Source organism: Novosphingobium mangrovisedimenti (assembly GCF_025153475.1).
GTDB classification, from domain to species: Bacteria; Pseudomonadota; Alphaproteobacteria; order Sphingomonadales; family Sphingomonadaceae; genus Novosphingobium; species Novosphingobium mangrovi_A.
In genome coordinates, this window is record NZ_JANZXA010000007.1 from 68,276 (window position 1) to 87,395 (window position 19,120).

Annotated in this window: 17 protein-coding genes and 1 tRNA gene; 3 read left to right on the forward strand and 15 right to left on the reverse strand. The window is 65.8% G+C overall.

Annotation, left to right across the window (positions count from 1 at the left end; translation table 11 throughout):
* Position 1: 1 nt before the first annotated feature.
* The 4 genes from NZK81_RS11605 to NZK81_RS11620 are packed head-to-tail and all read right to left on the reverse strand — an operon-like array spanning position 2 to position 4,257.
* A complete protein-coding gene (locus NZK81_RS11605; protein ID WP_260046247.1) occupies positions 2-1,042 on the reverse strand; it encodes an alcohol dehydrogenase catalytic domain-containing protein in 1,041 nt (346 codons plus the stop codon).
* Positions 1,039-2,229, reverse strand: a complete 1,191-nt coding sequence (locus NZK81_RS11610) for a sulfotransferase family protein (protein WP_260046248.1) — start codon at positions 2,227-2,229, stop codon at positions 1,039-1,041. The genes NZK81_RS11605 and NZK81_RS11610 overlap by 4 nt, the downstream gene beginning before the upstream one ends.
* Positions 2,230-2,240: 11 nt before the next feature.
* The gene (locus NZK81_RS11615) at positions 2,241-3,413 is read right to left on the reverse strand and encodes a hypothetical protein (protein ID WP_260046249.1); all 1,173 of its coding nucleotides are present in this window, start codon (positions 3,411-3,413) and stop codon (positions 2,241-2,243) included.
* 4 nt (positions 3,414-3,417) lie between these two features.
* Positions 3,418-4,257 carry an SDR family oxidoreductase gene (locus tag NZK81_RS11620; protein WP_260046250.1) on the reverse strand — a complete coding sequence of 280 codons (840 nt, stop codon included), beginning with the start codon at positions 4,255-4,257 and terminating at the stop codon, positions 3,418-3,420.
* A gap of 385 nt (positions 4,258-4,642) precedes the next feature.
* Between NZK81_RS11620 and NZK81_RS11625 the strand changes: the two genes are divergently transcribed.
* Together NZK81_RS11625 and NZK81_RS11630 are read left to right on the forward strand one after the other, a co-directional pair.
* Positions 4,643-5,878 (forward strand): cytochrome P450, encoded by a 1,236-nt coding sequence (locus NZK81_RS11625; RefSeq protein ID WP_260046251.1) that lies wholly within the window; start codon positions 4,643-4,645, stop codon positions 5,876-5,878.
* Positions 5,875-6,477 carry a TetR/AcrR family transcriptional regulator gene (locus NZK81_RS11630; RefSeq protein WP_260046252.1) on the forward strand — a complete coding sequence of 201 codons (603 nt, stop codon included), beginning with the start codon at positions 5,875-5,877 and terminating at the stop codon, positions 6,475-6,477. Before NZK81_RS11625 ends, NZK81_RS11630 begins: the two co-directional genes overlap by 4 nt.
* Before the next feature lie 20 nt (positions 6,478-6,497).
* Here the strand turns inward: NZK81_RS11630 and NZK81_RS11635 are convergent, their stop codons facing one another.
* Complete coding sequence (locus NZK81_RS11635) at positions 6,498-7,424, reverse strand: NAD-dependent epimerase/dehydratase family protein (protein ID WP_260046253.1); 927 nt, start codon at positions 7,422-7,424, stop codon at positions 6,498-6,500.
* Positions 7,421-8,563, reverse strand: a complete 1,143-nt coding sequence (gene proB / locus NZK81_RS11640; protein WP_260046254.1) for a glutamate 5-kinase — start codon at positions 8,561-8,563, stop codon at positions 7,421-7,423. Before proB ends, NZK81_RS11635 begins: the two co-directional genes overlap by 4 nt.
* Positions 8,564-8,869: 306 nt before the next feature.
* Here proB and NZK81_RS11645 point away from each other — a divergent pair, with 306 nt between their 5' ends.
* A complete protein-coding gene (locus tag NZK81_RS11645; RefSeq protein WP_260046255.1) occupies positions 8,870-9,301 on the forward strand; it encodes a hypothetical protein in 432 nt (143 codons plus the stop codon).
* Between the two features lie 49 nt (positions 9,302-9,350).
* Here the strand turns inward: NZK81_RS11645 and obgE are convergent, their stop codons facing one another.
* From obgE to ftsA, 9 genes are all read right to left on the reverse strand, one after another.
* Entirely contained in the window at positions 9,351-10,406 is a 1,056-nt protein-coding gene (obgE, locus tag NZK81_RS11650; protein WP_260046256.1) for a GTPase ObgE, read from the reverse strand.
* A gap of 159 nt (positions 10,407-10,565) precedes the next feature.
* Positions 10,566-10,641 (reverse strand) — tRNA-Ala (locus NZK81_RS11655).
* Positions 10,642-10,780: 139 nt separating this feature from the next.
* Positions 10,781-11,533: a hypothetical protein gene (locus NZK81_RS11660; RefSeq protein ID WP_260046257.1), complete on the reverse strand. Its 753-nt coding sequence runs from the start codon at positions 11,531-11,533 to the stop codon at positions 10,781-10,783.
* A 155-nt stretch (positions 11,534-11,688) separates the two neighbouring features.
* A complete protein-coding gene (locus NZK81_RS11665; RefSeq protein ID WP_260046258.1) occupies positions 11,689-12,429 on the reverse strand; it encodes a Bax inhibitor-1/YccA family protein in 741 nt (246 codons plus the stop codon).
* A 128-nt stretch (positions 12,430-12,557) separates the two neighbouring features.
* On the reverse strand, positions 12,558-13,379 hold the full coding sequence (locus NZK81_RS11670; RefSeq protein ID WP_260046259.1) for a pyrroline-5-carboxylate reductase family protein: 822 nt from the start codon (positions 13,377-13,379) through the stop codon (positions 12,558-12,560).
* A 49-nt stretch (positions 13,380-13,428) separates the two neighbouring features.
* On the reverse strand, positions 13,429-13,935 hold the full coding sequence (locus NZK81_RS11675; RefSeq protein WP_260046261.1) for a type III secretion system chaperone family protein: 507 nt from the start codon (positions 13,933-13,935) through the stop codon (positions 13,429-13,431).
* Between the two features lie 198 nt (positions 13,936-14,133).
* Positions 14,134-15,945 (reverse strand): tetratricopeptide repeat protein, encoded by a 1,812-nt coding sequence (locus NZK81_RS11680; RefSeq protein WP_260046262.1) that lies wholly within the window; start codon positions 15,943-15,945, stop codon positions 14,134-14,136.
* A 166-nt stretch (positions 15,946-16,111) separates the two neighbouring features.
* Entirely contained in the window at positions 16,112-17,644 is a 1,533-nt protein-coding gene (ftsZ, locus tag NZK81_RS11685; RefSeq protein WP_260046263.1) for a cell division protein FtsZ, read from the reverse strand.
* A 188-nt stretch (positions 17,645-17,832) separates the two neighbouring features.
* A complete protein-coding gene (ftsA, locus tag NZK81_RS11690) occupies positions 17,833-19,113 on the reverse strand; it encodes a cell division protein FtsA (protein WP_260046264.1) in 1,281 nt (426 codons plus the stop codon).
* Positions 19,114-19,120 lie beyond the last annotated feature (7 nt).

The following is a 19,120-nucleotide window of genomic DNA, read 5'->3' on the forward strand; positions in this document are numbered from 1 at the left end:
GTCAGTTACACAGAACGTGGACCTTGGTCTCGTTGTTCGGTCCACGCAGGGTTTCGAACATCGCGGGCAGGTCCTGCAAGCCGATATTGTCGCTGACGATCGCCTTGGGATCCGGATTGCCGGCGCCGCGGATGCGGTCGCGGTCGAGCTGTTCGGCGATGTAGATGAATTCCTTCATCGAATAGCCCACCACGAACTGCATCGAGACGCACTTGTAGCTCGCCATGCCGGGGATCACCGGATCGGGCGACGTGCAGAAGCCCAGCGAGATGATCCGCCCGAACTGCGCGGCATGCATGACCGCCTTCATCAGCATGCCCTCTGCCCCCACGCATTCGAGCACGACTTGCGGCGCGCCGCCGAGCACTTCCTGTACCTCGCCGATCTCGTTGTCGCCAAAGGCCACAAAGGCATCGGCGCCCATCTCGAGGCACAGGTCCTTTCGCCGCGAGGAGCGCGACATGGCGACGATCCGCCCTGCCCCCAGCCGCCGCGCCCAGTAGATTGCATAGAGCGCCACCGTGCCGCCACCCAGAACGACCACGCTGTCGCCCGGCTCGATATGCGCCATCCCGGTGCCATAGAGGCTGATCGCCATCGGTTCGATCAGCGCGCCGTCGGCCATCGACAGCGTCTGCGGCAGACGCGTCGCCACGCTGGCAGGCACCTTGGCCAGCTCTGCAAAGCCGACCATGGCCGAACCGGGGCTGTTCCCGCACAGCACGTTGTTGCCGTGGGCCGTGCACGACGGACACGCGCCGCAGGCAACGGACGGCAGCACCGCGATCCGTTCGCCCACCTTCCAGCCGGAGACATCCTTGCCAACCTCGATGATCTCGCCGGCATATTCATGGCCGAACTGGACGCCCTTGCCCCCGGAACCGGCATAGTCCCACATGCCGCCCTTGGTCATCGACAAGTCGGTCCCGCAGATGCCGCAGCGATCGACGCGGATCAGCAGGTCGCCGGGGCCGGGAACGGGATCGGCAATGTCCTCGATGACGATGGGCTTGCCTTCGCCCGGATAGATCGCGGCTTTCATGGCTTCCTCTCCACCAGATCGTAGCATTCGACATAGTCGCCGAACGGCGCGCGCGCCTCGTCTTCGGTCATGCCGAAATCGGCGATCGAATACCGGTGCACGCCGTGCCGCAACTCGGGCTTTTCCTCTATCCGCCGGGCCAGCGCGGCGCGCGTGCCCTCGGGAATATCCATGCCGATGAAGCGGTAGATCGCCTCAACCGTCTCCATCGGACGCGCATGGAAGTCGGCGTGGACCACGTCGAGCACCTGCCCGGGATGCGTCTTGCGCACCTTGTCCGCCTTGCGCACGGCGTTGGCCCACTTTGCGACTTCGCGCTGGAGCAGGTTCTCGGCCCGCTGCTGCGGCCGGTCGCCTTCCGTCACGTTGTTGAGGTTCATCAGCAGCGAGACGAGGCTGGGCATCGCCTTGGCCGGATCGCGGTGGGTCTGGACCACCCGCGCATCGGGAAACACTGCGAAGAGCAGGTCGAGGTGCTCGATATGACCCGGATTCTTGAGCAGCCAGCGCTTGTCCGGATCGTTCATGCCGATCAGCTGGACGCACTTGTGGAAGTGGCGATAAGCCGCCGCCTCGCTCTGGCACTGCCACCAGGCATCATAGGTCGCCGCCGACCAGCCGCAGGACCACAGGTTCGAGACGAACGACTGGCGCAACACCATGCAGCATTCGTGGACTTCCTCGGCAGCACGGTAATGCGCGGCCTTGGCATCGGGCGCGGCGGCATATTGCGCCTCGAGCTGGGCGACCGTCGCCCGGAACTCGGGATAGTCCCCCCAGGTCTCGATCGGGGGGCGCGGCATCGGGCTGTCGAGCAGCCATGTCTGCAGTCCCTGGAAACGCGGGTCGACCGCAAGCAGCCGGTGCAACGCGGTGGTGCCGGTACGTGGCACCCCGGTGATGACCACGGGCGCAAGGATCTGGCGATCGGCGAAGCCGGGATTGGCCTTCATCGAGGCATAGGCCTGCGCCCTGCCCCGCAGCACGCCGACCACCATGCCCCATGCCACCCGCCGTCCGGTTTCGGAAAAGTGCGGATCGTAATCCATGGACTGGAGCAGGACCTTCAGGCCCGGCAGGTAGTCATCGGGACCGAAGTCGGTCAGGCCGGTCTCGCCGGACACGACTTCGTGCAACTGGTCGAGCGCATGGCGGAAGGCCTCGGGCGGATCGTAGCTCAGGTCCATGGCTCAGCCCCTCACCACCGGCGCCGGCGCTGGCAGGCGACGACGCGGCGGCGGATTTCTGCGGCGCGCTGTTCGGGCGTCACCACCGGCGTGTCTTCCGGCAAATATTGCCGCAGGTCCGCCAGCTTGACGCGCGTGATCGTGGGCACCGGCTCGCTGTCGCAGTCGTACCAGCGGCCGTAGATGCCGCCTTCCCTGTAGCCCGCCGGATCGAGCCAGTTGGGCACGCCCGGATCGGTCAGCGCAATCACGCCGCGATACTTGCCGTCACTCGACAGCGCAGCCATCGCGCCATTGGTGCTGCTGAGGCGATAGACGTATTCGAGGGCGTTGAAGTACGGATCGTTGAGCTGGATGTTCCAGTAAGGCGCTTTCTCGGGAATTTCCGTCTCGATGACGAGCGCCTCGTCTTCCTCGAGCTGGAACACAGCGGGCCAGTAGGTCTGCTTGATCAATGCCCCCGGCATGCGCAGCGGCTCGAAGACATTGAAGCCGACGCGCTCCTTCACGCCGTTCTGCATCGCGTAGTAGAGCTTGGTCTTCCTCGCAGGAAACCTGGCCATCTCCTTGATCCGGCGCAGGATTTCCTCCGGCGTGAGGCGCGGTTTGGGCGGCACGGGATCGAGACACTCGATCGACAGAACCGGGTCCACCTCGCCGTGCCAGTCATACATACGATAGCGGGTGAACATGCCACGCGCCTCGGGATCGATCGGCGCCCAGTGGCCTTCATAGCCCTTGGGCCGCTCGGCACTGAAGACAATCGAGAAGTCCTTGCCCAGCCCGATGCCGATGTCGTTGGTATCGAGTTCGTTGTGGCCGCCGGGACGCGGCAGTTCATCGACCGTGCCCGAAAGCGCCTTTTGCGACGTGAACGAGAGAATCTTGCACGTCCCCCGATTGCCCGAGACCCGATAGGTCAGATCACCCCGGATCGGCGATTGCACGTAGATATCGTCGGGGTTGGGCTGGAGCGTATAGACCGGATTCCACAAGGGCGCCCAGTCGGGGTGCTCGGCATCGGCATGGAAGTACATGAAATAGGCGTAGGAGAGGCTCGTCATCGTCTGGCGATAGACGTCGGCACGATAGGCCGGATCATCCGGGTGCCAGGTGTCCCTGAGATTGGCAACGGCCCCTTCGAGATCGGCCAGGTACGGAAGGATGGCGGGCTCGATTTCCATCGCCTCACCTGCCTCCGGTCATGAACGAGGGATCGATCGCGCCGGTATAGACGCCGCTGGCAAAGCCCTGGTCGGTCAGCAGGAAGGCGCCGGTCACGGCGGCATTGAGCGGCGAGTTCAGCAGCACGAGTGGCCAGGCCTGCTCCTCCGCCGTCGCCATGCGGCCAAGCGAGGGATAGGGCCATGCCTCGAGGAAGCCTTCGGGCAGGTGCTGTCCCTGCTCGTCCATGAAGGCGGTCTTGGTCGGGCACGGGCCGATGGCGTTGAGGCGGATGCGCCGCTCGTTGCCGAGCTTCACCGCCGCGTTCTGCACCCAGATCACCAGCATTTCCTTGGACGAGGTATAGCCGTCGCGCACGCGTGTCTCGGGATCGGCCTCGCACCATGCAAGCGCTTCGTCGGGCTCGGAGATCGCGAGCATTTCGAGGCTCTGCGCAAGGTTCTTCTGCCAGCCGAGCGCGGCATCGGAGGAAATGAGCGCGATGCCGGCCCCGTCCCTCAGAGAAGGCAGCAGGCATTCGACGAAGTGGCGCGTGCCGATGTAGTTCACCTGCATGCAGTACATCGGCCCCTTCACCGTCGGCGGCAGGCCGGCGCAGGGGAACAGAAAGTCGATCGGCGCCAGTGCGGAAAGCGCTTCGGCCACGCCGCGCACGGCGCCGAAGTCGGCAAGATCGACCTGATGGAAGGTCTCGTGGGCGACCTTGGGCTCGCGAATGTCGACGATATGTACTGCGGCGCCCAGTTCACCGAGAATGCGGGCAACCTGTTCACCCATGCCCGAAGCCCCGCCGGTGACGACCACCGTCTTGCCGCGATAGCCCAGACCATCCAACTCCAGCATGTCTTCCTCTCCTTGCAGGTCCCCGGTGGCGATCGTGCGTCGGCCTGCCCGGAGAATCGGTTCTCCATTATTGATAGTACGGACTATCTTTAGAGACCAGAGGGGTCCAATCGCCCCGGCGGAGAACAATCCAGCCCCAGGGCAGTCCGCGCGGCAGGATCGGCCGGGAAAGCCCGATTGCCCATGCCCGACGAGGACATGAAACATGACCATCCCCTTCAAGGCACAGGACAGCATATTTTCTGTCGGTCGATTGGCGAATGCCGGACATCTCTCGTCAAAACATAGCCTTTTAGGACAATTCGTCTGAAATATGCTAACAAGGTGACTGGCAAACGGCGCGACTCCGAAAAACAAGCGCCGACCAGGAGAGAGAAATGATCCCATGACCGCCCAGCGCATAGACGACCTCGATCTCGTCCACCTTCCGATCGAAACCCCCGAGTTTGCAGCCGATCCCACCCCCTGGCTGGAAAAGGCCCGCGCCCGGCATCCCTGGCTGGCAACCAGTTCGATAGGCCCCGTACTCACCTCCTACCGCGCAATCGACGAGATCATGCGCATGGACGACGCCCTGAAAATGCCGGGCGGCGAGATCGTCGCGATCATGGGTGCAGAGGGCACCGGCTGGGGCGATTTCGCGCAGGAAATGATGCTCGTGCGCGAAGGCCAGGACCACCAGCGCCTGCGCGGGTCGGTGAGCGGCGCCTTCGGCCCGAACAACGTGAAGCGCATGCGCCCCGTCATGATCGAGACGATCTCGGCCCTGCTCGACGAATGGGCCCCGAAAGGCGCATTCGACTTTGCCGAGTTCGCCGCCAATTTCCCGGTGCGTGTCATGTTCGCCCTGATCGGCGGCGACGTGAGCAAGCTGCCCGCCATCATTTCCTCGCTCGAGGTGCAGGGCACGAGCTTCAACATGATCGTGGAGGACATGCCGAAGATCGAGGAGGCCTATCAGGTGCTCTGGCGCTTCGTCGACGACCTGATCGGGGAACGCGGGCCCGATGCCGGCAAGGGCGACCTGCTGGACGACCTTATCGCCGCCAATACGCGGGGCGAGCTGACCGACAAGGAACTGCGGCAGATGCTCGTCTTCCTGTTCGGCGCCGGATACGACACCTCCAAGAACCTGCTCACCTTGCTGATGAACACGATGATCGACCACCCCGACATCTGGCGGCACTGCGCGCAGGATAAGGAATACTGCCGGCTCGTGGTGCGCGAGCAGCTACGCCTGACCAGTCCGTCCAACACCTATCGCGTCACGACCCGCGACGTCACCTGGGAAGGCGTCACCATTCCGGCCGGAACGATGCTGCTGTTCCCGCTCGGCATTTCGGGCCGCGACCCGACCCTGTTCGCGGATCCCTTGCGCTTTATGCCCGAGCGCCCGGACCGCACCGCCCCTCTGGCTTTCGGGCGCGGCATGCACATCTGCCTCGGCCAGTTCCTGGCGCAGGCCAATGTCGAGGAAGCCACCCACCTGATCGCCCGGCGGCTGAAGAATCCCCGCCACACCGTCCCCGCCCAATGGCGCAGCTTTGCCGGCGTGTGGGGGATCAAATCGCTGCCGATCGCCTTCGACCCGACCCCCACCCACGCCCCGGAGCCCGCATGACGACAGCCACCGCCCCCAAACGCCGGATGGGCTCGCGCAGTTCGGCCACCCATGCCGCGCTGCTGGATGCGACCGAGGCGGTCATGCGCGAGGAAGGCTATGCAGCCGTCACCTCTCGCCGCGTGGCCGAGCGGGCGGGCATCAACCAGCAGACCGTCTACTACTACTTCGCGACGATGGACGACCTGCTGCTTGCAGCCTACGGCCGCCGCACCGGACAGATGCGCAAGCGGGTGGAGCAGGCCATGGCGGCGGATCGACCGCTGCATGCGCTGTGGCAGTGCTTTGCCGACCCCTTCGACGCAGCCCTGACCATGGAATATCTCGCGCTCGCCAACCACAACGACGCGATCCGGCGCGAAACCGTGGCATTCGGCGAGAGGCTGCGCGCGCTGGAAGTCGACCATCTGGTTCGCGGCGCCAGATCCCCCCTGCCCGACGGCGCGCCGGACAGCCCGCTGGGCCTTGTCATGGCCCTGACCTGGGTAACGCACCTGATGGGGTTCGAAGCGACGCTGGGGCTGCGCGGCGGGCACCGCGAAGTGCGCCAGCTGGCCGAATGGGCGCTGCGTCAGGTGGAACCGGCCGGCCGCAAGTAGGCTGGTTCAGGCCCGCCCGGTCACAGCCACTTGTTCTCGCGATACCATTGCGCGGTGGACTTGAGCCCTTCGCGCGTTTCGATCTGCGGCTGCCAGATATTCGCCGGAACGGCCGCCTCGGGCGAGACCACCCAGTCGGGATGGCTGAAATAGGCCGCGCGATCCAAGGTCATCTTGGCCTTGGTCCCTCGAAAGAACCGGTCCACGTGCGCGGCCCTCTCCAGAGCCTTGCGCGAAAGACCGAACACCATCGGACGCCGCCCCATGGCCCAGCCGATCGCGCGGGCCATTTCATAGTGGCTCCAGCCCTTCGCGCGGCCATCGTCGGGCTCGAACACACGGCCCGAGACAGTCTCGCCACCGTCCACCAGCGCAATCAGCAACCGCGCGAGATCCTCGACATGGATCATCGAGACGAGGCCTTCGCTCGGCGTCGGGATCACGCCCCAGCGCGCGGCGCGAAAAAGTTCGAACATTTCCTTGTCCCGCGGACCGTAGATCGCGGGCGGTCGCACGATCGTCCAGTCCAGCGGGCTGGCCTTCAGCAGCTTTTCCGCACGCGCCTTGGACGCGCCGTAGGCGGACAGCTCCGGCTCGCGGGCCGACAGCGAGGAGACATGAACGAAACGCGGTATGCCCTTGGCGATCAGCGTCTCGACCAGATTGAGCGTGCCCGTGACGTTACCGGCCTCGAACCCCGCCGCATCGGGCGCGTTGACCACGCCGGCCACGTGGATCGTCGCCTCCACCCCGCGCGTCAGGTCGCTGAGCGACGCGGTGTCGGCCAGCTCTCCGGGGACCCATTCCACCCCTTCGCGAGGGGCCTGCTCGCGCCGGGTCAGTGCGCGCACGTCGTACCCGGCGGCCAGCGCCGTATCGAGCACGGCCTGACCGACGAATCCGGTAGCCCCGGTCAGGGCAATCGAAGGGCGCGCGGTTCCGGTCACTTGAGCACGAGCTGATCGCGATGAACCACCGAGGAACGCGGCGCATATCCAAGCACTTCGGCCTGTTCACTGGAATGAAGACCGGTAATCGCGGCGCATTCGGCAGCATCATATTCGGAAAGGCCATGCGCCAGCACGCGTCCGTCGCCATCGACAATGGCCACCGGGTCGCCGCGCTCGAACACGCCCTCTACGGCGGTGATGCCCTTGGCCAGCAGGCTCGACCCGCGCCGCAGCGCGGCCGCGGCACCGGCATCGACCATCAACCGGCCCTTGAGCCGCAGCCGCCCCCCCAGCCAGGCCCGTTTTGACGTCCCGCGCGCGCCGGCCTTGCGGCGGGGCAGGAACAGCGTGCCGACGCCCTGCCCCATGATGCGCGCGACCGGCCGGTCGTGCTGGCCGTTTCCGATAGCAAGGCAGATACCCGCAAGCTCGGCGATCTCCGCAGCCTGCAGCTTGGAAACCATGCCGCCCGAGCCCATGCCCGAATTCGATTCCGGGCTGGCCATCGCCTTGATCTCGCTCGTGACCCCTTCCACCACCGGGATCATGCGCGCGCCGGGCTCCTTCGGGTGCCGGTCGTAGAGACCGTCGATGTCCGACAGCAGGAGCACCGCGCTCGCCATTGCCGCCTGTGCGACGCGCGCGGCAAGGCGGTCGTTGTCACCGAAGCGGATCTCGTTGGTGGCAACCGAGTCGTTCTCGTTGATCACCGGCACCGCCCCGGCATCGAGCAGCCGGGTCAGCGTGGCGGTGACGTTGAGGTAACGCCGCCGGTCTTCGAGATCCTCCAGCGTGAGGAGCATCTGGGCGGCGGTAAGCCCGTGGCTGCCAAGCAATTCCGTCCAGAGCCCGGACAGCGCGATCTGCCCGACGGCGGCGGCGGCCTGCGCATCGGCAAGCGAGCCACGCCCGCCCTTGTCGAGCCCCAGCGTCGCCGCGCCGAGCGCAATCGCGCCCGAGGAAACCACGATGACCTGCTGCCCGCGTGCGCGCGCCTCGGCGATCTCGTCGACAAGGCCGGCAAGCCATTCACGCCGCACGCCTTCGCTGCCGACAAGCAGCGCCGAGCCGACCTTGATGACGAGGAGCGGGCACTGTGCCTTGTCGGCAAGATCGGGAAGACAGGTGATAGACATGGAGCGCCAGCCTCTAGGAGAATTGCCGCGCGGGGGAAAGCATCTCGATGCGCGAATGGTCCTGCGCCGGGCACGGGCGGACGGAAGCGGCCGCTTGCCCGAGCCCTGCCTGGGTGTTACGAAACCGCCATGAGCGCGAAGCCCTGCACACTCAATCAACAAGGCCGTCATTTCCCGGCGGTGTCGGTGCGCGCGTTCGATTTGAGAGGTCGATAGACCCGACCTCTTTCGAAAAGCCAGCTCATCACCCCGCCCGATCGGCGGGGTTTTTCATGCCGGTTGGGCTTCCACCAAGGACAACAGGCCATGACACTATCCGACGATTCCTCCATCGAAAGTCTTGCCCTTCGCTTTATCGACGCGCGCCTGCCGAAAGCGGAATGGACCCACGAGGGCCATTTCGCGGCGGCGCTCTGGTTGTGCAGGCACCGGCCGGACCTTGCCGCGCCGGACGAGATCCGCACGCTCATCACGCGCTACAACGCGGCGACAGGCACGCCCAACACCGAGACGGAGGGCTACCACCATACGATCACGCTCGCATCGATGCGGGCCGCGCATCATCACCTGCGCAGTCACGCACCGGATGCGCCGCTTCATCAGGTGCTGCGCGCGCTGATGGCCTCTGCCCATGGACGCACGGACTGGCTGCTGGCCTACTGGCACCGCGACACGCTGTTCAGCCCGGCGGCACGGCGCGCATGGCACGCGCCCGACAAGGCGGACATGCCGTTCTGAACGGCACCGGGGCGACGGTCCGCGTCACGCGGGCCGTCCATGGCCGCGATCAGATCGGCGACCAGGGCTTGTCTTCCGCCTCTTCCTGCTCGCCTTCGGGACGTTCGGTCACGGTCGCGGCGGGAAGGTATTCGATCACCGCATCGAGCAGCTTGGAAATGCCCTTGCCGGTCGCGCCGGAGATCGGGAACACTTCCGCCGCGCCTGCCTTGAGCAGTTCGCGGGCGTAGTCTTGCGCCAGATCATCGTCGACAAGGTCGATCTTGTTGAGCGCAACGAGGCGCGGCTTGTCCTCCAGCCCGCTGCCATAGGCTTCCAGCTCTTCCTCGACGATCTGCATCGCCTCGACCGGATCGGCGCTGGAAATGTCGATCAGGTGGATCAGCACGCGGCAGCGCTCGACATGGCCCAGGAACCGGTCGCCGATGCCCGCGCCGTCAGCGGCACCGGCGATCAGGCCGGGGATGTCCGCCAGCACGAACTCGCGGTTCTTGTGCATGACGACGCCGAGCTGCGGGCGCAACGTGGTGAAGGCATAATCGCCGACTTTCGCCTTGGTGTTCGACAGCTTGTTGATGAAGGTGGACTTGCCCGCGTTGGGCATGCCGACGAGGCCGACATCCGCCAGCAGCTTCAGGCGCAGCCAGACCCACATTTCCTCGGCCGGCTCGCCGGGCTGGTGCTGACGCGGGGCGCGGTTGGTGCTGGTCTTGTAGCTGGCGTTGCCACGGCCGCCCAACCCGCCTTCGAGCAGCGTCACGCGCTGGCCCGCCTCGGTAAGGTCGGCCAGCACCGTCTCGCGGTCCTCGTCGGAGATGACCTGCGTCCCCACCGGCACCTTGATGACGAGATCCTTGCCCGCCGCGCCGTTGCGGTTCTTGCCCATGCCGTGCCCGCCGCGCGGTGCCTTGAAGTGCTGGGTATAACGAAAGTCGATCAGCGTGTTGAGACCAGCGGCCGCTTCGAACACCACGTCGCCGCCCTTGCCGCCATTGCCGCCGTCCGGGCCGCCGTACTGGATGTACTTCTCGCGCCGGAAGCTCACGGCTCCAGGCCCGCCCCCACCGGAACGGATGTAGATCTTGGCTTGGTCGAGAAAATGCATGGCTTGTTATCCGGCGGAATGGGCAATGTGTCGAGTGTGGTGATGAAGCACCGCCGGATGCGGCACCAGCCGACGTAAAACAGGGACGCGCGCAGCGCATCCGGTGAAAACGCGAACGGCCGCAGCGATGTGCGGCCGATCAGCGGAAATATCAATTACTGGTGGAGCCGAGGGGGATCGAACCCCTGACCTCGTCATTGCGAACGACGCGCTCTCCCATCTGAGCTACGGCCCCGTTCCAGTTTGATTCCGAGCACGGCCCGCTTCATCGAGAGGCCGCATCGGGAGCGCCCCCTTAGCGAAGAGAACAGCACCGTGAAAGAGCAAAAATGCGCGGGGCGCGAAGAATCTCGCGCTCCGCGCCCCAGCCGCCCTTACTGCGAGTAGGACTGCGGGCTGCTCGCGTGCTGCTCGGCCTGCTGCTCGAACGTCGGACGAACGGTAACCAGCCCCCCGCCGTAGCGGGCCTGCCATGCGGCAAGATCGGCCTTGTACTGCTCATAGGCGTTGAAGAACGACTTGAACGGCGCTTCCATCTTCGCGAGGCCGGCGAAGGCATAGCCATTGAACTGGCCCGGATCGACGGTCTCCAGCTCACCGGAAAGATCCATGGCCGCCTGGCAGAAGTCGGTGCCGACGGGCGGCAGCGAGAAGAAGTTGTAGACCTGCGTCTGGTAGGTCTCGCGCGCGACGATGGCGGCCCGGCGGCTGTGCTGCGTGCGGAAGCTCGCGTCGATTTCCTTGTTCGCAGCGGCAAGCTGCCTGGAATAGACCGACAGGAAGCGCTTGTAGCCGGCAAGGATCGGGTCGTACCGAGGCTCGACGCAATTGAGCGCCGCGACATTGAAGGCCGAACGCAAGTTCCACACCGCCTGCGAGGTCGAGATGCCGGAATTGACCGTGTGACGGTCTCCGTTCGCATCGAGCGGCGGAACGGTCATGTCGAGCTGCGCCCCCATCGGCGGCATCGGCATCGGCGGGATGACCACCACCTTCGGCGGCGGCGGTGGCGGTGGCGGAGCAGGTGTGGGAGCACAGCCCGAGAGGGCCGCGATCGTAAGCGCGACGGCCGCCCCCGACAGCAGAGGCAGCCTGCGACCAAGAGCTTTGAACTTAAACAATTCCACCCCTCAACTCTCCATTACAGAGCCCAATATCTAACGCTGCCGCGAAAAAAATGAAATGCCCGGTGCGACGAAACGCACCGGGCATGGTCACCAGTTGAATCCTGGTACGGTATTTTCCCCGCGAAATCGCTGCGCGGGGGCAATTCGCCGCCGTGTCAGTTGCGCTGCCCCAGGAAGCTCAGCAGGAACTGGAACATGTTGATGAAGTCCAGATAGAGGCTGAGCGCACCCAGAACCACCGCCTTGCCGACAAACTCGGTGCCGCGCAGGTGATAGTACTGGTTCTTGAGCATCTGCGTGTCGTAGGCGGTCAGGCCCGCGAAGATCAGCACGCCGAGGATCGACACCACCAGCTGCAGCACGGTCGACTGCACGAACAGGTTGATGAGCATGGCCACGAGAATGCCGACCACGCCCATGATCAGGAACGTGCCGAAGCCCGACAGGTCCTTCTTGGTGGTGTAGCCATAGAGGCTGAGGCCCGCGAAGGCCGCCGCCGTGGCAAAGAAGGTCGTGGCGATCGACGCCTGCGTGAAGACCAGGAAGATCGTGGAGAGCGATAGGCCCATCACCACGCAGAAGCCCCAGTAGAGCATCTTGAGTGTCGATTCCTGGAAGCGGTTCGCACCGCCGCTGATCGCAAAGACGAACCCGAGCGGCGCAAGCATGACCAGCCACTTGAGCGGCGAGTAGATCATCTGGGCGGCCATGCCCGAGTTGGCAAAGAGCAGCGCCACGATACCCGAAAGCAGGACACCGGAAGCCATGTAGTTGTAGATCGACAGCATGTGCCGACGCAGCCCCATGTCATACGAGGCCCTGCCAGCGGCACGTCCGTCAAGGCTGGGCGACGCACCGAAGCCCGAACGGGGCTGGGGGTCGTTCCAATTCGCCATTTCAAACTCCCTTTCGCGGGGGTCTTCCGCACAATGCGGACCCCGGACAGGAGCAATATCGGCCCGGTCCGTTAAAGTTTCAAGAAAAACCGGGCCCAGGCAATTGTGACAAATTGTAAGTCGCGTGGTCAGGCCTTGCGGGCCTCGGCCGCCATTTCGGCGTTGCGGTCCCGCGAGGCGGTCATGGCCGCGGCCACGACTTGCACCAGCGCCCCGCCCGCATCGAGCACGTTGAGCCCTGCCCGGGTCGAGCCGCCGGGACTGGCGACACGGTCCGCCAGTTCGCCCGGAGAAACGGGTTCGGCAGCCCCTGCCTGAGTCGCGGCAAGCTCGGCCGCGCCCTCCACCATCGCCAGCGCCAGCCGCTGCGACTGCCCTTCGTCGAGACCGAGCGCGACGGCACCGGCCGCCAGCGCGTCGATGAAGCGATAGACGAAAGCCGGCCCGCAGCCCGCCAGCGCGGTGACGGCGTCGAACAGCGATTCGTCGGCCAGCCACTCGGGCGTGCCGAGCGGAGACATCAGGGACGTGACGGCGGCACGCCCGGTCTCGTCCAGCCCCCTCGCATCGAGCGCTATCGGCGACTTGCCGACGGCTGCGGCGAGATTGGGCATGATCCGCACGATCGCCGCAGCATCGGGGAAACGCGCCGCGAGGCTGTCGAACTCGACCCCCGCGAGGATCGAGAACAGTACCGTCTCGTGCCCGACCAGCCCCGTCAGCACCGATGCGACGTCGTCCAGGCCCTGCGGCTTGACCCCCAGCAGGACCGCGTCGAAACGGCCATCGGGAAGATCGCGAAGCAGCGTCACGCCCTCCGGCACTTCGGCGCGGTAGGGATCGACGACGGTAAAGCGGGATGCCGGAATGCCGCCGGCGAGCCAGCCAGTGAGCATGGCGCCGGCCATGTTGCCACAGCCGACGAGCAGGATGTTCTGAAAGCGGTCCATGCGCGCCCGCTTAGGCCAGCATGGTCGCCCTGCCAAGTATGTGGAAGGCTCAGGCCTCTCCCGCGGCGTCGACCAGCGCGGCGGCCAGCGCTTCGGCCGGGGTCTTGTCCCCCCACAGGATGAACTGGAAAACCGGATAGAAGCGATCACACTCCTCGATCGCCGCCTCGACCACCATTTGCGCCTGGCTGGGACCGAGCAGGCCGTCCTCGCCGAGCATCAGCCCGTGGCGGTAGAGCACCACGCCGCCATTCGACCAGACATCGAAATGTCCCAGCCATACCTGTTCGTTGATCAGCGCCAGCGCTTCGAACACCGCCGCCCGCTTGCCATCGGTAATCCGGATGTCGGGCAGGCACAGGAGCTGCAGCACCCGATCCTGCGCGCGCCAGATCGCCTGGAACTGATAGGTCGCCCAAGCCCCTTTCACTTCGGCAGAAATTTCATCCTCGCCGGCATATTCGAAGGGCCAATCGCGCGCTTCGAACAGCGACGCGAGCATCTCCACCGGAGCGGCCTCATCGTCCCTGTCGATATCGTCCTGAACTGTCCTCATAAATTCTGACACATGCCCTCCGCGAGTACGCACAGCATGGATGCTTTGCCGGGATGGGAGAGCACAATGCGGCAGGCGCGATCGCCTGCGTAAAACTGCACAAGTCTGTTTACAGCGTGTGGATAAGGCTAACCGGGCCTTAACAAGTCGGCAAAAACAGTACGGCAAATCGGCCCGATACGGCCTGCCGGACCGCGCTTACTTGACCGGAAGCGTATCGACCACCTGACCGGCGGGGCTGATCCAGGGCAGCGCGCCGTCGATCCCCGCTTCTTTCAGGTCCGCGATGAAGGCATTGGCCGCCTTGCGCGTTTCGAATGGGCCCGCGAGGATCCGGTTGGTGCGGCCCAGATCGCTGATATAGGCCTCCCTCCCCTTGAACAGCTTCGGGGCCTGCTTCACGTAACGCCGCCAGTCGAAGGCGATGGCGTTCTTGTTACGGCCCACGCCGATCTGGACCCAGATGCGGCTGGGATGTGCGGGCTTCTTCGGCTTTTCCTCGACCTTGGGCGCGGGCCGTGCGGGCTCGATCTTGCGAATGTCGACCGCGCCAGAGGCTGGCCCCGCCTTGAGCACCGGCTTGCCGAGATCGGCGAAAGCCTCCGCCATCGACGGCTCGGGCGGTGCCGGCCTAGGCGTTGCTGGTTTGGGCGTTGCTGGTTTGGGCGTTGCTGGCACTGGCGGCGTTGCGACCGTCTCGCCCGATTGCGACCTGGAAAGATTACCCAGATCGAAGCCCGGCGCGGGAACCTTTCGCGCAGGTGCCGGCGGCGGTGAGGTCGCAGGCTCACCGCGTGCCACGGCCGGACCGATCCCTGCTGCCTCACGCGGAGGCGGCGCGGGGGTCGGCCGGGGGGATGGCGCGGGAGCCGCGGACGGCGGGGATACGGTTTTCGCGGCGGGCGCGCTTGCGACCGGCGGCAACTCGGCGCTTTTGCGAAGCGGCGGAAGCTCCCCGGTGCTGTCGATCGCAGGCCTGGGTTCCGGCGGCGCGACCCGGTCGGGATCGTTCGCCGCAAGCGCGGCGGTGCGAACGGCCTTTGCCCGGCCCGACGTGTCGCTCTTTCCCGCATCGCCGCGGGTGCGTTTCGATGACGTCTTTTCCGCCTTGCTGCTCTTTGCGTTCCGGCTACCGCCGAACGCATCGCCCTTGGGCACGAGCCCCGCGTCCGCGGCCGCAACGCGGGGCGGCGAGTAGGCAGCGATACGCGGATCGTCCCGACCGATTTCGGAGGCCCTCGGAAACCGTCCGAGGTTAGCGGCCGCAGCCTGCTGCGCCTTGGTCAGACGCGGCATGTAGCGCAGGTAGGGGACGACGTTCTGCGCCAGTTGCTCCGGCAACATGGCCTGCGTGATCTCGACCGCCTGCTTCGTATCGCCGTCTATCGCAAGAGCGAATGCCCGGGTCCGCCAGCCCGGCTTGTTCTGCTTGCGCAGCAGCGGCATCAGGGTCGTCTCGGCAGACGTCCGGTCACCGCCGATCGCCTGGCTGAGCGCGAGGCGCATGCGCACCTCCTCGCTGTCGTCCCCCGCCAGCGCCACGGCATAGTATCGCTGCGCAGTGGCATTGTTCCCGACGAGATCGTAGGCAAGCCCCCGGTCCGCCGCGATCTTCGCGGGCGCCGCGCCGACTTTCTCGGCCGCATCGAAATAGGGGATCGCGCTGACCGGATCGCCATTCATGACGAAGGCCCGGCCAAGGCCGGCCTGCACGCGGGGATTATCCGGAGAAACCTCGTCCGCCCGGCGATAGAAACCGATGGCCGCGTCGAAATCCCCGAGATTGCCTGCGGCATCGCCGGCGTCGATCAGGGCATCGACATTGTGCGGGTCTCGGCCGAGCTTGGCCAGCGCGGCATTGAGACTTTGAACGTGGGGATCGGGCAGCGCCTGCACGACGGGCTGGGAAATCACCGGCGCAGCCTGGGCAAGCACGTTGACCGGCAAAAGCGCGGCACCGGTCCACGCCGCTCCTGCCAGCAACCGCAAAACCCCGACCTCAACCTGCAAGACCCTGGACATTCCCGCCTGACCGCGAGCCTTCGCCCGCCTTCTCAAAAACACCGCAACCGGATACCGCGTCGTTCCCTGGCATCCGGTCGATGAACCTCACGCGAACATCACGCTGCGGGGCGGCAGTCCGCCGCCCCTACGCGCTGGGCCGGGCATCCGGCCCTTACTGGTTGTTCTGCCTGCCGAGGAAACGCGGGATGCTGATCGAGCTGCCGTCCTCTTCTTCCTCGTCGGACGGCAGGTCGCTTGCCGCCGCCTTGGGGCGCGAAAGGCTGGTCATGCGCTCGAACAGGGTGCTGCCGCCGCCAACCGGCTTGGGACGCGGCGCGGCCGTTTCGGTCCGCGGAGCCGCCTGCCCGCCATCGAGCAGCAATTCGTCCTGCGCACGATTCTTCGGTGCAGGCGCCGCTTCTTCCGCCGGGCCAAGTTCGAGCGGTTCGCTGCGCGCACCACCCAGACCGGAGAGGCTGGCATAGTTGCCCGAAGCGGTCTCGTCCTCTTCCTCGCTCTCGATTTCGTCTCCCACGCCCAGTTCAAGCTCTGCGGAAGCCTCGTAGGGCTCAGGCACTGCCGCGGCGGCGGGGCTGAAATCAGGTTCGGGGGCCGGCTCGTTCAGTTCGATCGGCTCGGGGGCGGGTTCGGGGGCAGGTGCCGCCTGGACCACCGGACGCACGGGTCCGCGCGAAGCGCCCAGATTGAGCGGACGCGTGGCGACCTCGGCCTGCTCGGCGGTCTGCTCGATGCCGGTCGCGACCACGGAAACCCGGATCTTGCCCTGCAGGTCCGGATTGAACGCCGAACCCCAGATGATGTTGGCATCGTTGTCGACCAGCTCGCGAATGTGGTTCGCGGCCTCGTCCACTTCGAGCAGCTTCATGTCGTCGCCACCGATGATCGAGATGATCACGCCCTTGGCGCCCTGCATGGAAACGCCGTCGAGCAGCGGGTTGGCGATCGCGTGTTCGGCCGCCTCGAGCGCGCGGTTCGGGCCCTCGCCCTCGCCGGTGCCCATCATCGCCTTGCCCATCTCGCCCATGACCGAGCGCACGTCGGCGAAGTCGAGGTTGATGAGGCCCGGCATGACCATGAGGTCGGTGATCGAGCGAACGCCCTGCTGCAGCACTTCGTCGGCGAGCTGGAAGGCCTCCTTGAAGGTGGTCTCCGCCTTGGCGACGAGGAACAGGTTCTGGTTCGGAATGACGATCAGCGTATCGACGTGCTTCTGCAGCTCCTCGATACCCGATTCCGCGGCCCGCATGCGGCGCGTGCCCTCGAACAGGAACGGCTTGGTGACCACACCCACGGTCAGCACGCCCTTCTCGCGCGCGGCCTGGGCGATGATCGGCGCCGCACCGGTACCGGTGCCGCCGCCCATGCCGGCGGCGATGAAGACCATGTGGACGCCTTCGAGCAGACGGTCGATCTCCTGCAGCGTCTCTTCCGCCGCCGCACGACCGACCTCGGGCCGCGAACCGGCACCGAGACCCTGCGTGATGTCGGGGCCGAGCTGCACGCGCGTTTCGGCGATGGAATTGTTGAGCGCCTGCGCGTCGGTATTGGCGACGACGAAGTCGACGCCTTCGATCTGCGCCTCGATCATGTTGGCAATCGCATTGCCGCCGGCACCGCCGACGCCGATCACGACAATCCGGGGACGAAGTTCGTCGATCGCCGGCGGTCCGATGTTAATACTCATTCTGATCTCCTGCAGTCCCGCGCGCGAAGAAATTACTTTGACTATGCTGATTGCACGCTTCGACTCGTCGAGGCAAAGCATGGTAAACCGTTGTCCACAGCGAAGACCGCCGTTTCAGCGGCATTCCCGCCGCTTGATCGCGCCCCTTGCACGACTGGTCGGGTCGTCGCACCGGGCACCGATCCATTTCAGAAATATTCTTTCAGGGCATGGTAGACGCGGCCCACCATCCCGAGCCCGCCAAACCGTACCGTACGCTGCGTGAAACGCCCCATCGCGCGGATGTCGACCGGATCGGCCGCCGCATAGAGCACGAGCCCCGCGAGCGTCGAAAATCCGGGCTTCACGTGTGCCTCGGCCAGCCCTGCCAGATGCGGCACGCGGCCGATGCGCACCGGCTTGCCGATCGCCGCCTGGGCATAGTCCGCCAGACCGACCAGTTCCGCGCCGCCGCCGGTGAAGACCACCTGCTTGCCGCGCTGAGCGTTGAACTGCATCATCTTCAGCGCCTTGTTGACCTCTTCCATCACCACGCCGAGCTGGCCGGTGATGACGCCGATCAGTTCGGCACGCGGAATCCGGTTCTTGTCGTCCGCATGGCGCGCGAGCGGACCGGATTCCTCTTCGCCGGGCGCGTTGACCGGGATCATCTCGCGATGATCGTGCGGGCTGGCGATCGCCGATCCGTTGACGCACTTGAGCCGTTCGGCCTGGTAGCGCCGGATACCGAAGGCCGATGCCACGGTATCGGTGATGTCGGCGCTGCCCATGGGGATCGCCACCATGTCCTTCAGCATCCCGCCCGAATAGAGCGAGACATTGGTCACTTCCGCACCGAGCTCGACCAGCGCCACACCCAGATCGCGCTCTTCGGGCGAAAGGCAGGCGTGCCCCGCCGCGATCGGCGAGCCGACCACCGCCTCGACTTCGAGATGCGCGGACTGCACTGCCTCGGTCAGGTTTCGGATCGGCGCGCCGTCGGCCAGCATGACGTGGATGTCCACACCCAGCCGCTCGGCATGCAGCCCCTTGGGATTGCCGACGCCATGCGCGCCGTCGAGCCGGTACTGCGCGGGCTGCGCGTGCAGCACCATGCGCCCGTCAGGCCGGATCACCTCGCGCGCGGAAACCAGCAGCTGGTCGATGTCCTCCTGCTCGATGCGGCGACCACCGATCTCGGCATCGAACTGGTCGATGCGGCTGGCCAGTCCCGCGCCGGAACAGCCGATCCAGACCTTCTGCACGGCGGTATCGGCCATCTTCTCGGCCCGGTCGATGGCATCGCGCACGGCATAGGTGGCGGCGGCCATGTCGGTCACGTAGCCGCGCTTGATGCCCTGGCTGGCGCGGTGACCAGAGCCGAGCACGACCACGTCGCCCGTCTCGTTGATCCCCGCGACGATCGCGGAAATACGGAAGGAGCCGATGTTGACCGCGCCGAAAACGCGGGTGATCCGGGGTGCAGCCATTATGCGG